The sequence below is a fragment of the Cellulosimicrobium sp. BMG9.23 genome, assembly GCF_059159985.1.
This window is the reverse complement of the sequence record NZ_JBZGBZ010000008.1, coordinates 21,189-34,505: the sequence shown is the minus strand read 5'-3', so window position 1 is coordinate 34,505 and position 13,317 is coordinate 21,189. Positions and strand designations below refer to the sequence as shown.

The window sequence follows — 13,317 nt, the reverse complement described above, 5'->3', positions numbered from 1 at the left end:
GCGGCGGCGATCCCGGACGCCCCGCCCGGGCGCGCCGTCGGGAGCGATTGCCGGTGACCCCGGCCGGACGCACGCTGGAGCGATGGCCTCGCCCCGACTCACCGCGCTGCGCCGCGGACGGCTCACGTTCCACGTCCACGACACGGGCCCGGAGGACGGTGAGTGCATCGTCCTCCTGCACGGGTTCCCGGAGGACTCGTCGAGCTGGGACCGCGCCGTGCCGCTCCTGCACGACACCGGCCTGCGGACCGTGGCGCTCGACCAGCGCGGCTACTCCCCCGGCGCGCGACCGCGCGAGCGCGCGGCCTACCGCCTGGACTTCCTCGTCGCCGACGTGCTCGCGGTGCTCGACGCGACGGGCCCGGCCCACGTCGTCGGGCACGACTGGGGCGGGAACGTGGCCTGGGCGCTCGCGGCGTGGGCGTCGGAGCGGGTACGCAGCCTGACGGTCCTGTCCACGCCGCACCCGGCCGCCCTGTCGCGCTCGCTCGTCCGCTCCGACCAGGCGCTGCGCTCGCTGTACGTCGGCTTCTTCCAGCTGCCGGGCCTGCCGGAGGCGGCCCTGACCCGCCCCATGCCGTCACTCCTGTAGCGGTCCGGCCTGTCGGCCGAGGACGCCGCCCGGTACGCGGAGCGGATGCGTGAGCCGGGTGCGCTGCGGGCGGCGCTGAACTGGTACCGGGCGCTGCCGCTCGGGCGCCGGAGCGTCGGAGCGGTACGCGTCCCGACGACGTACGTGTGGGGCACGCGGGACGTCGCACTCGGCCGGTGGGCCGCCGAGGACACCGAGCGCCACGTGCACGCGCCGTACCGCTTCGTCGAGCTCGACGCCGGCCACTGGCTGCCCGAGACCGCGCCGGCCGAGGTCGCGGACGCGGTGACGGGACCCGCGGGCGCTCACCGCGCGACGGGCTCTGGCTCCGGGAGGTGACCCGCGTCGTCAGGCACGGCGACCGCTCCGCGGCGCCCCCGACGTGGTGCCCCCATGACGACCGCGGCGAGGGTGAACGCCGCGACGGAGACCCACAGGGCGGCGTGGAAGGCGTCGAGACCCGCCTGTGCGCCGGTGCGGTCGCCGAGCGCGAGGACGCTCACCGCCGTCGCCGCGGAGATCCCGACGGCCGCGCCGAGCTGGTACCCCGTGTTGAGCACGCCGCCCGCGACGCCCTGCTCCCCGTCGCCGACCCCCGTCGTCGCCGCGATCGCGAGCGGGCCGTAGACGAGGGCGAACGCGATGCCCAGGAGGACCATCGACGGCACCATGACGGCGTACGTCCAGTCGAGGCCGGACCCGAGGAACCACGCCGCGGCGGCGGCCCCGGCGACGAGGCCCACGACGATCACGCGCGGCACGCCGAACCGGGCGACGAGTCGCGGCGTGAGCGCGGGCGCCAGCACCACGTCGAGCGCCATGAGGAGCATCGCGAGACCCGTCTGCAGCGGCGTCCAGCCGCGCAGCTCCTGCAGGTAGAGCGTGAGGAGCACCTGGAAGCCGTAGAACCCGCTCGCGAAGAGCACGGCCGCGATGTTCGCCCGGACGAGCTCGGTCGAGCGGAAGAGCCGCAGCGGCAGGAGCGGGTGCTCGACCCGGCGCTGGCGCGCGACGAACGCGACGAGCAGACCGGCACCCCCGGCGAGGGCGGCCACCGTCCACGGCACGCCCTCGCCCGGGTGCTCGAGGCGCACGATGCCGACGGCGAGCAGCACCATCGCCCCCGTCGCGAGGAACGCCCCGAGGACGTCGAGGGTGCCGCGCCCCGGCGTCGCGGAGTCCCGGCGGATGGTGACCACCGCCAGCGCGAGCAGCACGACGGCGAGGGTCACCGGGGCGAAGAAGACCCAGCGCCAGTGGATCGCCGCGAGCAGCCCGCCCAGGACGAGGCCGAGCGAGAACCCGGCCGCACCGGCGGCCCCGTAGATCACCAGCGCGCGGTTGCGGCGTGGGCCCTCGGCGAACGACGTCGTGATGAGCGACATGCCGGCGGGCGTGAGGAACCCGGCCGCGATGCCCGTGACGAAGCGGGAGACGAGAAGCATCCAGCCGTCGGTCGCGAGACCGCCCAGCCCGGAGAAGAGCAGGAACACGACGAGCCACAGGACGAACATCCGACGACGGCCGAAGAGGTCCGCCGCGCGCCCGCCGAGCAGCATGAAGCCCCCGTACCCGACGACGTAGGCGGTGACGACGCCGCCGAGCTCTCCCGTGGCCAGGCCCAGGTCGGCGCGGATGCCGGGCAGCGCGACGGAGAGCATCGCGATGTCGCTGCCCTCGAGGAAGATCGCGCCGCACAGCACGAGGAGCAGCCCCCAGTCGCGCAGCGTGAACCGCGCCTCGGTTCGCGTGTCCTCGTGGGCTCGGTCGGTCCGCGGGTCGGTCATGGCGTCCCCTCTCTGATGGAGTACCGATCAGTACTCGGTTACCTCTTGATACCGACTTCATCGTCGGGCAGGATCGGGAGGCATGGAAGACGGCACATCCGCCACACCTGGTATCACCGCGGATACCGCGGCCGCGCGACGCACGGCGTCCAAGTGGGAGTCCGACGTCGAGGTCTGGCAGTGGGACGCCCGGGAGGACTGCGAGGTCCGCCAGATCCTCGACCGCATCGCCGACAAGTGGTCCCTGCTCGCCATCGCGATGCTCGACCGCCGGGTCATGCGCTTCACCGAGCTCAAGCGCGAGATCGACGGCATCAGCCAGCGCATGCTGTCCCGCACGCTGCGCCAGCTCGAGCGCGACGGCATCGTCGAGCGCACGGTGTACCCGACCGTCCCGCCGCGCGTCGACTACGCGCTCACCGAGATGGGCCGCTCGCTCCACGCGACGACCAAGGCCCTCGTGGTGTGGACCGAGGCGCACCAGGAGCGCATCGCCGCGGCGCGCAGCTCCTACGACGAGCGGGAGGCGGAGCTCCGCGACCTGTGACCGCGACCCCGGAAGACGTGCTCGAACGTGCGCTCGGCGTTCGTCCGGTACGCCGCCCGGGCCCGCGGGTCCTCGAGCGCGTACTACGACCGGACGACGTCGGACGACGTCGGACGACGTCGGACGACCGGACGGCGTCACGGTGCCACTCCTCGGCCGGCTGATGGTCGACGGGCAGCTCCAGGCGTGGTGCGACGCGCCGCAGCGCCGACAGCACCTCGACCAGCGCGGCCTCGACGGCACCGGTCTGCCGGAGCGGCCGCAGCAGGAGGGGCTCCCCGGGCAGCCGCCGGTACCGGCCGGTCGCGGCGAGCACGCTGAACCCCGTGCAGGACCGCCAGCGCCACATCTCGAACTCGCGGTCGACCTGGGCGAGGTACTCGGGCGGGTGCACCGCGAGTCCCTCGACGAACATGATCCCGTTGCGCGCCAGAAGGTAGAGGATGGACGCGACGCCCTCGCCGACGGCCATCGCGAGGCTCAGCAGCAGCCACCACCGCGCGTCCCGCTGGCGCCAGCACAGCAGCAGCGCCGCGACGACCAGGGCCCACGAGAGGAACCCCAGCGGCGGGAAGACGTCGGACGGGCCGCTCACCGCGAGGAACTCCATCGCCCGCTCGAACGACTCGGGCGGGTTGCTGAAGATGTTCGGATGGATCATGAACGTCTCGAGCACGACGGCGCCCAGCAGGATCATGGCGACCCAGGCGTAGGCCAGCGTGACGACAGGGCGGCCGTCCCCCAGCGGCCGTGGAGCCACCCGGTTCGCGTCGGTCCGCCAGCCGGAGCCGTCGTCGGCGCGGGCAGGTCCTCCGTCGTGGTGTGCCGCCCCTCCGTCCTTCGGCTCTCGGTCCGTCGGTTCTCCGTCTGTCGGCTCTCTGTGCGTCGGTTCTCTGTCATGGCAGCGACGTGAGGAAGCCGCCCTCACCGCCGCGTCGGAGCTCGCGCAGGCGATCGCGCCGCTCGGCGAGCGCTACGCTCGCGCCGCGGCGGCGCCGTAGCCGCGCATCGGTTCGAACGCCTGTTCGATACGATGGGTCGATGGGAACCCGCCGACGTCCGCCCGGCGGCAGGCCGTCGGGCTTCGAGTCGGTGCCGATGCGCGACAGCGCCGACGAGGCACCCGCGCTCGCGCGCCGCGACACCGTGATCGTCCGGCCGGACGAAGCCATCCCGGTCCGCGCCTGGATCACGCAGCGCCAGTCGGGCGAGGCGCACGTCGACGGCGAGGCGATCGCGTGGGCGGGGCGCCAGGTGAACGTCCGGTACCTGTTACCCGGCTAATGATCGCGTTCTCCCAGGTCAAGGGGACAAGCCTGCTGCTCGAACCTCTATCGCGGTAGGCGTGGGTTGTGCTAAACCTGTGGCGCATGGACGCCAGGACCGCGTTGCGGCTTGAGAGGCGCGATGGATCCTGGGGCCTCGCGGGCGAGAGCGCGGCTCGGTTCAGGCTCGTCGACGAGTACCTGAGCCATCTGCTAGATCGGAACTACTCGCCCGCCACGCTGCGGTCCTACGGATATGACCTGCTGGCGTTCTGCCGATGGCTCACTGACCGGGATCTCGATCTGGCCGCGGTGACGACGGCCGACATGCTGGACTTCCTAAGGGCATGTCGAGAGGCGACCCTCCCCGGTCGGCCCAGACCGAACACCGGCACGATGATCGGACAACGCCCGGACCGGTACGCCGCGACAACGATCAACCGTCGGCTCGCCGCGATCTCCAGCCTGTTCGCCTTCGCCTGCCTGCGCTCGCCTGGAGCGACGAATCCTGTCCCCCGCGGTCGCGCCGCCCGCTGGACGGCACCAGGCGAACGTACGGGGATGCTGGCACACACCAGACGTCGCAGGGCCCCTCGCTCGGTGCTGCGCCTGCGTGAGCCGAACCGGCTCCCCGTCGCGCTGTCACAGCAGGACGCGAAGATGCTGATCGAAAGTCTGCGCACCTGGCGCGACCGAGCAATCGCTGGCCTGATGCTCTGGTGCGGACTGCGGTCGGGCGAGGTCCTTGCCTTGAACGTCAAGGACGTCGACATCGGCGGCCGCTGGGTCACCGTCACCGGGAAGGGCTCACGCCAGCGTCGCGTCCCGCTGGACGGCGACGTCGCATCGGTGATCGACGTCTACCTCCTCGCGGAGCGCCCCGAATCCGACAGCGACCCCCTCTTCCTCGTCGCCAAGGGAGCAAACCGCGGCCAGGGACTGACACCGGCCGGGTTGCGAACGATCTTCCGCTACCACCGACAGCTCACGGGCGTGGCCGGTGGGCACCCGCACGCCCTACGGCACACCTTCGGCACAACCATGGCCGAGGCCGGTGTCGACCTCGCCATCATCCAAGCGCTGCTCGGCCACGCGCACGTCGAGACCACCGCACGCTACGTCCACCTCGCCCCGGCCCACGTGAAAGCAGAGTTCGATGCCGCCCACGAACGCCTCCACGCCTCCGACCCATGACCGCACGATCAGGGAGCTGTGCGGCGATGACCTCCTGGACGCCTACCTCGCCCATCTTGAGGTGACGGGACGCACGAGCGCGCACTTCAAGTCCGCGGCGCGCAAGTTCTTCCGCACCTGGCCCGAGCCGCAAGCGTGGTCCCGCCTGCCGCTGACCGACCGCCTCGCCGCCGACAAGGACACCCGCCCGGCCTTGACCTTCCTCATGTTGCACAACCGGCTCCACCCGGGTTACGACTACCTCCTGGAACGCACTCTCACCCCCTTCTGGCGTGAGATCAACACGAGCCCGCTGCGCGTCGAGATCGACCGCTTCCTCGACGCCGCCGGAACGCTCGGGTTCGCGGTCCGCACCCGGATTGCCACCGGGTCCCAGGTTCCAGCCCGGCTCCTGATCCAAACCGGCCGCCGACTCGAGCAACTGACCACCGACGACCTCGACGAGTTCACCGCCGCCTGCTACGAACGCCGCCGCCGCACCGGCATCGTGCACGAGCACTACCTGTCCGCGATCAGCAACACCCACCGCGTCCTTTACCACCTCGGCGTCATCGACTCCCTCCCGACACGCCCCGGGCGACCCGCCCAGGCCCTCGACGACCGGCTCGCCGGCGTCGCCGAGCCCATCCGCATCGAGATGATCGCCTACCTCGAACGCAAACGGGCCACCTGCAGCCCGCACACCGTCACCTCGATCGCCACGAAGCTCAACCAGTTCGGCACCTTCCTGACCGAACACGACCCGAATCTCGCGACCATCAGAGACCTGGAACGGCGCGGACACATCGAACCGTGGCTGAACTCACTGAAGGAAACAGCCCGGATGCGTGACGGCGCACCTATCACCGTTGGTGATCGCAACCGGCGCGGAGTCGTCGTGGCAGCGTTCCTGACCGACATCTCCGCATGGGATTGGGACGCGGCACCCGCCCGCAAGGTCTTATTCCGCGACGACATCCCGCGACTCCCCAACGTGCTGCCGCGCTACCTGCCCGTCGACATCGACCGTCGCCTAACTGCCGCACTGACCGAGCACCCAGAGAACGAGCTCGCTGCCCTCGCAATCCGGCTCCAGCGCTCGTGCGGCCTTCGGATCGGCGAGCTCCTCGATCTCGAGCTCGACTGCGTCCACGAGATCGACGGCAACGGAGCCTGGCTAAAAGTTCCGCTCGGCAAGCTCGACACCGAACGCATGGTCCCGCTCGACCCCGAGACCCTGGACCTCGTCGATCAGATCGTCCAGGTCCGCTCGCACGGTCGCCCGATGCGCCACCCGCGTTACCGCCGCCCAGCGCATTTCCTCTTCACCCACCACGGCCGCCGCCTCAGCACCCAGGGCATCCGCAACGAGCTCAACCGGGCCACCGAGTCCGTGGGTTTGAACCACATCACCCCTCACCAGCTGCGGCACACCTACGCCACTGCCCTCGTCAACGCCGGAGTCTCCCTGCAGTCACTCATGGCCCTGCTCGGACACGCCAGCGCCGCGATGAGCCTGCGCTACGGCCGGCTCTTCGACACCACCGTCCGCAAGGAGTACGACCGCGCGCTCGAACTCGCCAAGACACAGGTCTCCGGGACCGGCGGTCCGGCGTCGACGGGCGGACGGCGAACACAGCTGCCGCTGGCCGACATCACCGGTGGCAAGGACTGGCGCACCACGCCACTCCTCAAGTCCCGCATGGCCGGCGGCTTCTGCCTCAGGGCACCCGCCCAAGGCGCTTGTAGCTACGCCAACATCTGCGAGCACTGCCCCAGCTACCGAACCGAACCCTCATCGCTACCCATCCTCGCCGCGCAACGCATCGACGCCCAAGCCCTCGCCCACGACGCCGAACAACGAGGCTGGATCAACGAAGCCCAACGCCACCACCAGCTCATTGAACGTCTCGACGCTCTCCTCCTCGACGCCCAATCGGCCGGTCGACAATAGTCGACCCGCCCACGCCGACACGGGAGACCGACACCGGCACCGCACCGGCATCGGAACGAATATCCGTCGCCGGTGCGCACGTTTGGAACCCGTCTTCTCCCGGTGATCGCCCTGATCGTCCTCGCCACTCTCAGGCAGTGCGCATGACGGCGACCGGGTCGCGCGTCGCGGCGTAGATCGCGGGCGGCAGGCACGCGACACCTGCGGTCATCGCCGCGAGGCAGCCGACAGCGATCGTGAAGTCGAGCGGCACGGAACTGCCCTGGCTTGCCGCTACGGCGTATCCGGCCGCCGAGCCCACCACCGCGCCGATGGCGGCGGCGGCACCGGTGCGGCCGCCGACGAGCAGCACGAGGTCGGCGCGTGTGATGCCGAGGGTGCGACGTCGGCCGAGGTCACGGCGGCGGACGAGTACATCGGCGAGCACGACGACCGCCACGAAGAATGCTCCGACGCCGAGGATCAGCACGAGCATGGATCTCCCGAGTCCGGCGAGCTGTCCGGCGACGGTCTGGTTGCTCGACGCAAGGACGGTGGGGAGGTCGACCCGCACCTCGTCTGCCGCTGGGTCGATGACCGCCAGCGCGGCATCGCGCATCGACGCAGTGTGCGACGCGCTGTCGGCGACGACCACCACCTGCTGCAGCGCCGTCGTCGGCCCGGTCGCGGGCCTCGTCACCGCGGTGGTCGCGAGGTCCTCGAAGGGCTCTCGCGCCACGAACTGACCGACGATCGCCCACGACGTACCGTCGGGTGCCTCGAGGTAGCCCGACGCATCGACCAAGCGGAGCGTCTCCAGCATCTCGCTGGGGACGACGACCTCTCCCGGTCCGGGGAGCCGACCTTGCGTGATCGAGATCGCGGCATCGATGGTGCCGTGCAGCCCGACCACGGCGACCCGCTGGGAACCCGCACCGAGCACCCCGTTGAACGCGTCGACCGGGATCTCTCGACCAATGACGGCCTGGGTGCCGCTCAGCCCGGTCAGCACGTTCAGCGTGGCACCGTCGAGCTGGGCACTACCGCTGGTGTCCGTCACGACGAGCGTCCGTGCTTGCGGTCCAGCCAGCTCGTCGGCGACGACGCTCTCCACTGCTGCCTGCCGCCCGACGGTCGCGACGGCAGCGAAACACATGGCCGCGACGACAAGGAGGACCAGTGCCGAGGGCACGGGCGAGCTCCGTGCCGCGGCGAACGACTCGCGCACGAGCGATTTCAGCCTCATAGCCGCACGACCTCGTCCGTACGGGCGACCACCTCGGGGTCGTGGGTTGCCACGACAACGGTCCGTCCGTCGGTGGCGGCTTCAATCAGCGCGTCGATGACAAGGGCGGAGTTGTCCGGATCGAGGTTCCCCGTGGGTTCGTCAGCAAGGATGACGTCGGGTGTGTTGACCAGCGCCCGGCAGACCGCGACGCGCTGCGCTTGCCCTCCGGAGACCTGGCCCGGGCGGTGGTCGGCGCGGCCGCCGAGACCGAACCTCTCCAGGAGTTCACGGGCACGCACCAGCAGCTCCTCCCGATCCGCACCCGCGTAGAGCCCGGGCTCGACGACGGAGTCGATGACGGGTCGTGTGGGATCGAGCTCGGAGTCCTGGAAGACGAAGCCGAGCCGGGTGGCACGCAACTCAGACCGCCGACGGTCCGACAGCCGAGACGCCTCCACGTCACCGAGGTACACGCCCCCGGCCGTCGGAGTGAGCATCATGCCCAGGACATACAACAACGTGGACTTCCCTCGACCGGACGGACCGGTCAGCGCCGTGACCGCGCCGGGTGTGAACACGTGCGACAAGCCGTCGAACAGCTCTTGGTCACCGCGCCGGTACCGGAACCGCAGATCACGCACGGACAGCACCCCCGAGCTAGCTTGCTCCGTGCCGACCGCGGGCAACGTCTGTGGCTCAGCCATCAGCACCGGCTGGGTCAGGCGTCGTCGTCGGGTCGTCACCGTCGGGAGGTCCGCTCGTCGTATCCGTCCCGAAGACCCTGACGCGCTCACCGACCTCCACGCCGTCGACGACGGCAAGCCCTTCGGCGAGGGTCACGATCTCGACCTCACGCACCTCGAGCACACCCCCCTCGACGACGTTCACCGTGACCTTTCCTCCCGGATCGGTGACGAGCGCCGAGACAGGAACCACCGGTCCGGACTCCGGTGGCACCAGGGCAACCTCGGTGAGCAGGGTGGTCGAGTCGGGCGGCAGCGACGCGCACTCCGTCACGCAGACCGGACCGCCGCCCGGCGCGGCAAGGCTGAGCGAGATGAGCCCGTCTTCCGACACCTTGGAATCGGTCACGACCCCCGGCCAACCAGCCCCACCCTGAACCGTCACCGCCGTTCCTGTGGGTAGCAGCTCCGCTTGCGCCTGCGTGACCTCCATCGCGAAGGAAGGTTCGCCGTCGGGCACCGAGACCACGTCCTCTCCCCCGGAAAGGACCGCACCGAGGCGCACCGCCTCGTCGTCGATCGCCACCACGGTCGGAAGCCCCGGTGCAGCGACGAGCGACCCGAGCTCGAACGAACCCGTCACAGCGACCTCGTTGTCTGCCTGCCACTCGCGGACGGCCCGCGTCGTCGAAGCGCCCCAGATCCCGTCGACCTGCACGTCCGCACCCGCGTCCGCGAGCATCTGCTGCAACTGTCGGACATCCTCGCCCCGACTCTGCGCCGAGAGCGAGCGCCAGAACGGAGCCTTGCCCTCCACCAGGACAACGGGCGTTTCCCCCACCACGTATAGGATCGCCCCCTGGTCGTGCTCGCCACTCTCCGACGCACGGGTGACGACACCGGCCAGCGTGTTCCTCGCCAGCGGTGCACTGGGACGGGTCACCGTGCTCGTCAAGGTGATCACTCGACCGACCTCTTGCTCGACCACGTCGACCTCCGCAGTCTCAGGTGCCGCCTGCGCCATAACCTCTGGTGGCCGGAGCGTCACCCGGCCGGCCCAGAACCCGACGCCCAGCACGACGACGGCAAGCACCACCATGACGATCCATCGACGACCATGCCGTTGCCCAGCGGCCATCCCTCAGCGCCCGTACATCGCAGAAGCGGGCGGAAGAGACGGGCAGACGTCTTCGAGCTCCGCCCGCTGATCGTCGGGCAGGCTCTCCGAGACGCTGTTCGGCGACCAGCTGATCCGATCCGGGGTGTGGAAGGCGGAGACCCACGCCTCGCGACTCGGCTGGTCGGCGGTGCTGACAGGGTGGCCGTGCGCGTTCATGCACGGAATGTAGTACTCCACCCAGTAGTCGTATACCAGACCGGTCTGTTCTTCCGTCCAGTCCGTGGAGAGCCACGGTTCGACGGGGTACTTCGCTTCGCACACGTAGAACGCCAGGTCCAAAGCCTCAGACTGAGACTCCGGCACGCCCTGGTCGTACGAGATGCCACCGGTCACGTGAGGCGTGGCCGGAAACCCTGCCTCGGTCATGCAGCTCGCCAGAGCCTCGCTGTTCTCTCTCGCGCTCTTGCTCCACGCCACGACCGATACCTCCGGTGCGTCCGTCAGGCCGAGTGCTTCAGCGTGACTCTCCAGCAGGTCCGCGAGGTGTTGGTCACGCTCAGCGGCGCTGTACTGCACCGGCTCGATCTCGACCGTCGGCTCCCACAGCGATGGATCCCAGACCTCGTCCGTCCCGTCCGACGTCCCCGTACCCGCACTCGGAGCCCCGACCTCTGCATCCTCCGACGGTGTGCACGCACCCACCAGAAGGACAACCGCGACCAGACTTCCCACAAGTCCGCCGTGCCGCATCAACACTCCCCTTATCCCGGGCGCAGGGGCTCCGCGGCCGAAGACCGAGGAGCCCCTGCGCTGACCTTCTGCCACGTCCGAACTACAGGCCGACGCAGTACCCGTAGGTGCCGGACAGGAGGAGAGACGTGGACGCACCGCTCCACGACTTCGTGCCGGGCAGGCCGGAGTTGACAGCCTTCGAGTAGACATTGGCGCCGCTGAACTTGGTGACGCCCCCGACCTTGAGCGTCAAGACGTCAGCCAACCGCTGCTGCTCACCGCGAACCCCCACCGTTGCACCTCCCGCCGAGCAGTTCTGCGTCCCGGATTCGGTCAACGCCGACGCCGGTGACGCCAACCCGATCACGAGTGCCACTGACGCGGCGAGCCCGATCACAATCTTCCGTCTCACATCAATCTCCTTTGACTAGATGCGACGTTGCCCACTGGTATCCCTGGGCACCCGAAACGTACATGCCCCGCGGAGCGGTGTCGACTGATGCAAACCCAGCCCAGCAGGCGCCGTCACGTGTACTCGGATCAGAATGCGCTAGGCCGTGGAGCCTGGACCAGCACCGTCGCAGATTAGCCGGAGAATACGTCGACCGGCACGGACGCGAGGGCTGGGTGTGGCTCTGGGCCGATGCCGTCGAGCGACGGTGAGCACGTCACCGGCGCCGAGCGGGTCCAGGCACGGGTGAAGTGCTCCGGCCCGGTCGCCCTGGGCGCCCGCCGGCCCTACGGTCGCGATAACCGTGCGTCGACGGGGCGCCGGCCGCACTCCCGGAGGAAGGGCACTGCGATGACCGAGAACTCCCAGCACGTGCAGGAGGACTCGCTCGCCGCAGTCCTCGCCGCCGTGAGCACGCCGTCACCCCTGGACACCCCGCTCGGACGGTTCGAGCTCGTTGACGGCGTGCCCACCCCCGAGTCGGTCGACCGCCTGTACGCGTCGCTCGACCTGGTGCGCGGAATCGAGGCGTATCTCAGCACGATCCCGGGTGCTTCGCTCGTCGCGATGCGGAACGGCTTCCGCAGCCTCGGCCTCGTGCGGTCGCAGCAGATCGGGTACACCGAGCCCCGGGCCGACTCTCACGGCATCTTCCTCACCGCCAACACCGAGACGACGTACGGGACGTTCTTCTTCGACCTGCGCGAGACGGGGCCGTTCGTCATCGAGCCGCCGGAGCAGTCCCTGTGCGTCGTGGACGACTTCTGGTTCCGGTACGTCGCCGACATGGGCATCGCCGGGCCGGACCGCGGCGAGGGCGGGCGGTACCTGTTCCTCCCGCCCGACCACGACGGCGCCGTCCCGGACGGCTACTTCGTCTACCGGACGCCGACGTTCACCAACTGGGTCGTGCTGCGCGCGCTGGGCGGCGTGCCGGCGATGAAGGAGACACGCGTCTACCCGCTCACGGACGCGGCGGACCCCCCGGCGACGGAGTTCGTGAACATCGCTGGCGCCCGCGTCAACACGGTGCACGCCAACGACGCGTCCTTCTTCGACGAGGTCGCCGAGATCGTCGCCGAGGAGCCGCCGGGCTCGCTCGACCCGGAACGCGCGGGGCTGCTCCGCGCCGTCGGCATCCAGCACGGCCGGCCGTTCGCACCGAGCGCCGAGCTCCGCGCGACGCTCGAGACCGCGGCGCGCACCGCCGCGGCGATGAGCCGTGCGCTGATGTACTCGCCTCGTGACCCCGAGGCGTCGATCGCGCCCGGATCGAGCTGGCTCAACGGGTTCCTCGGCGGCTCGTACGAGTTCCTCGCCGACGGCGCGCGCCTGCTCGACGCCCGGACGCAGTTCCACTTCCTCGCGACGGTCGTCACGCCGGCGATGGCGCATGCCCAGGTGGGCGCTGGCTCCGCGTACGCGTACACCGCTCACGACGCGGACGGCGCGATCCTCGACGGCGCGCGCACGTACCGGCTCCTGCTGCCGCCCAACCCGCCGGCGAAGAACTTCTGGGCCGTCGACGTCTACGACACCCAGACCCGGTCGCTCCTGCAGACCACCGATCCCTACCCGAGCGTCATGAGCCTCACCGGGACGGTCGCGACGGAGGACGACGGGAGCATAGTCCTGCGGTTCGGACCGGAGCCGCCCGAGGGGCGCGAGCAGAACTGGGTCCAGACCGTGCCCGGCAAGTCCTGGTTCCCCATGCTGCGCCTGTACGGGCCGCTCGAGCCGTGGTTCGACAGGACGTGGCTGCCCGGTGACCTGGAGCCGGTCGACGACCTCGCCGTCTGAGTCGTC

At 70.3% G+C, this 13,317-nt stretch carries 14 protein-coding genes; 8 read left to right on the top strand and 6 right to left on the bottom strand.

The window, feature by feature from the left end; genetic code table 11:
- Positions 1 to 82: 82 nt before the first annotated feature.
- On the top strand, positions 83 to 592 hold the full coding sequence (locus tag AC4H2G_RS14810) for an alpha/beta fold hydrolase (protein WP_494366502.1): 510 nt from the start codon (positions 83 to 85) through the stop codon (positions 590 to 592).
- A 45-nt stretch (positions 593 to 637) separates the two neighbouring features.
- A complete protein-coding gene (locus AC4H2G_RS14805) occupies positions 638 to 931 on the top strand; it encodes an alpha/beta fold hydrolase (RefSeq protein WP_494366501.1) in 294 nt (97 codons plus the stop codon).
- Here the strand turns inward: AC4H2G_RS14805 and AC4H2G_RS14800 are convergent.
- Positions 898 to 2,379 (bottom strand): MFS transporter, encoded by a 1,482-nt coding sequence (locus AC4H2G_RS14800; RefSeq protein ID WP_494366500.1) that lies wholly within the window; start codon positions 2,377 to 2,379, stop codon positions 898 to 900. The two genes, AC4H2G_RS14805 and AC4H2G_RS14800, sit on opposite strands and share 34 nt — an antisense overlap.
- A gap of 82 nt (positions 2,380 to 2,461) precedes the next feature.
- On the opposite strand from AC4H2G_RS14800, the gene AC4H2G_RS14795 reads away from it, so the two are divergent.
- The 5 genes from AC4H2G_RS14795 (at position 2,462) to AC4H2G_RS14775 (ending at position 7,318) form a co-directional block, all read left to right on the top strand.
- Positions 2,462 to 2,926 (top strand): winged helix-turn-helix transcriptional regulator, encoded by a 465-nt coding sequence (locus AC4H2G_RS14795; RefSeq protein ID WP_435735975.1) that lies wholly within the window; start codon positions 2,462 to 2,464, stop codon positions 2,924 to 2,926.
- Positions 2,927 to 3,369: 443 nt separating this feature from the next.
- Positions 3,370 to 3,639: a hypothetical protein gene (locus AC4H2G_RS14790; protein ID WP_494366499.1), complete on the top strand. Its 270-nt coding sequence runs from the start codon at positions 3,370 to 3,372 to the stop codon at positions 3,637 to 3,639.
- 328 nt (positions 3,640 to 3,967) lie between these two features.
- Positions 3,968 to 4,210, top strand: a complete 243-nt coding sequence (locus AC4H2G_RS14785) for a hypothetical protein (RefSeq protein WP_494366498.1) — start codon at positions 3,968 to 3,970, stop codon at positions 4,208 to 4,210.
- Between the two features lie 86 nt (positions 4,211 to 4,296).
- Positions 4,297 to 5,385, top strand: a complete 1,089-nt coding sequence (locus AC4H2G_RS14780) for a tyrosine-type recombinase/integrase (RefSeq protein ID WP_494366497.1) — start codon at positions 4,297 to 4,299, stop codon at positions 5,383 to 5,385.
- Complete coding sequence (locus AC4H2G_RS14775) at positions 5,348 to 7,318, top strand: tyrosine-type recombinase/integrase (RefSeq protein ID WP_494366496.1); 1,971 nt, start codon at positions 5,348 to 5,350, stop codon at positions 7,316 to 7,318. Before AC4H2G_RS14780 ends, AC4H2G_RS14775 begins: the two co-directional genes overlap by 38 nt.
- Positions 7,319 to 7,448: 130 nt before the next feature.
- On the opposite strand, the gene AC4H2G_RS14770 is transcribed toward AC4H2G_RS14775, so the two are convergent.
- The 5 genes from AC4H2G_RS14770 to AC4H2G_RS14750 are packed head-to-tail and all read right to left on the bottom strand — an operon-like array spanning position 7,449 to position 11,325.
- Positions 7,449 to 8,543 (bottom strand): FtsX-like permease family protein, encoded by a 1,095-nt coding sequence (locus AC4H2G_RS14770; RefSeq protein WP_494366495.1) that lies wholly within the window; start codon positions 8,541 to 8,543, stop codon positions 7,449 to 7,451.
- Positions 8,540 to 9,229 carry an ABC transporter ATP-binding protein gene (locus AC4H2G_RS14765; RefSeq protein WP_494366763.1) on the bottom strand — a complete coding sequence of 230 codons (690 nt, stop codon included), beginning with the start codon at positions 9,227 to 9,229 and terminating at the stop codon, positions 8,540 to 8,542. Before AC4H2G_RS14765 ends, AC4H2G_RS14770 begins: the two co-directional genes overlap by 4 nt.
- On the bottom strand, positions 9,222 to 10,307 hold the full coding sequence (locus AC4H2G_RS14760; RefSeq protein ID WP_494366494.1) for a peptidoglycan-binding protein: 1,086 nt from the start codon (positions 10,305 to 10,307) through the stop codon (positions 9,222 to 9,224). The genes AC4H2G_RS14765 and AC4H2G_RS14760 overlap by 8 nt, the downstream gene beginning before the upstream one ends.
- 42 nt (positions 10,308 to 10,349) lie before the next feature.
- Entirely contained in the window at positions 10,350 to 11,153 is an 804-nt protein-coding gene (locus tag AC4H2G_RS14755) for a hypothetical protein (protein ID WP_494366493.1), read from the bottom strand.
- 7 nt (positions 11,154 to 11,160) lie between these two features.
- Positions 11,161 to 11,325: a hypothetical protein gene (locus tag AC4H2G_RS14750; protein WP_494366492.1), complete on the bottom strand. Its 165-nt coding sequence runs from the start codon at positions 11,323 to 11,325 to the stop codon at positions 11,161 to 11,163.
- 537 nt (positions 11,326 to 11,862) lie between these two features.
- Between AC4H2G_RS14750 and AC4H2G_RS14745 the strand changes: the two genes are divergently transcribed.
- The gene (locus AC4H2G_RS14745) at positions 11,863 to 13,311 is read left to right on the top strand and encodes a DUF1254 domain-containing protein (protein ID WP_494366491.1); all 1,449 of its coding nucleotides are present in this window, start codon (positions 11,863 to 11,865) and stop codon (positions 13,309 to 13,311) included.
- Positions 13,312 to 13,317 lie beyond the last annotated feature (6 nt).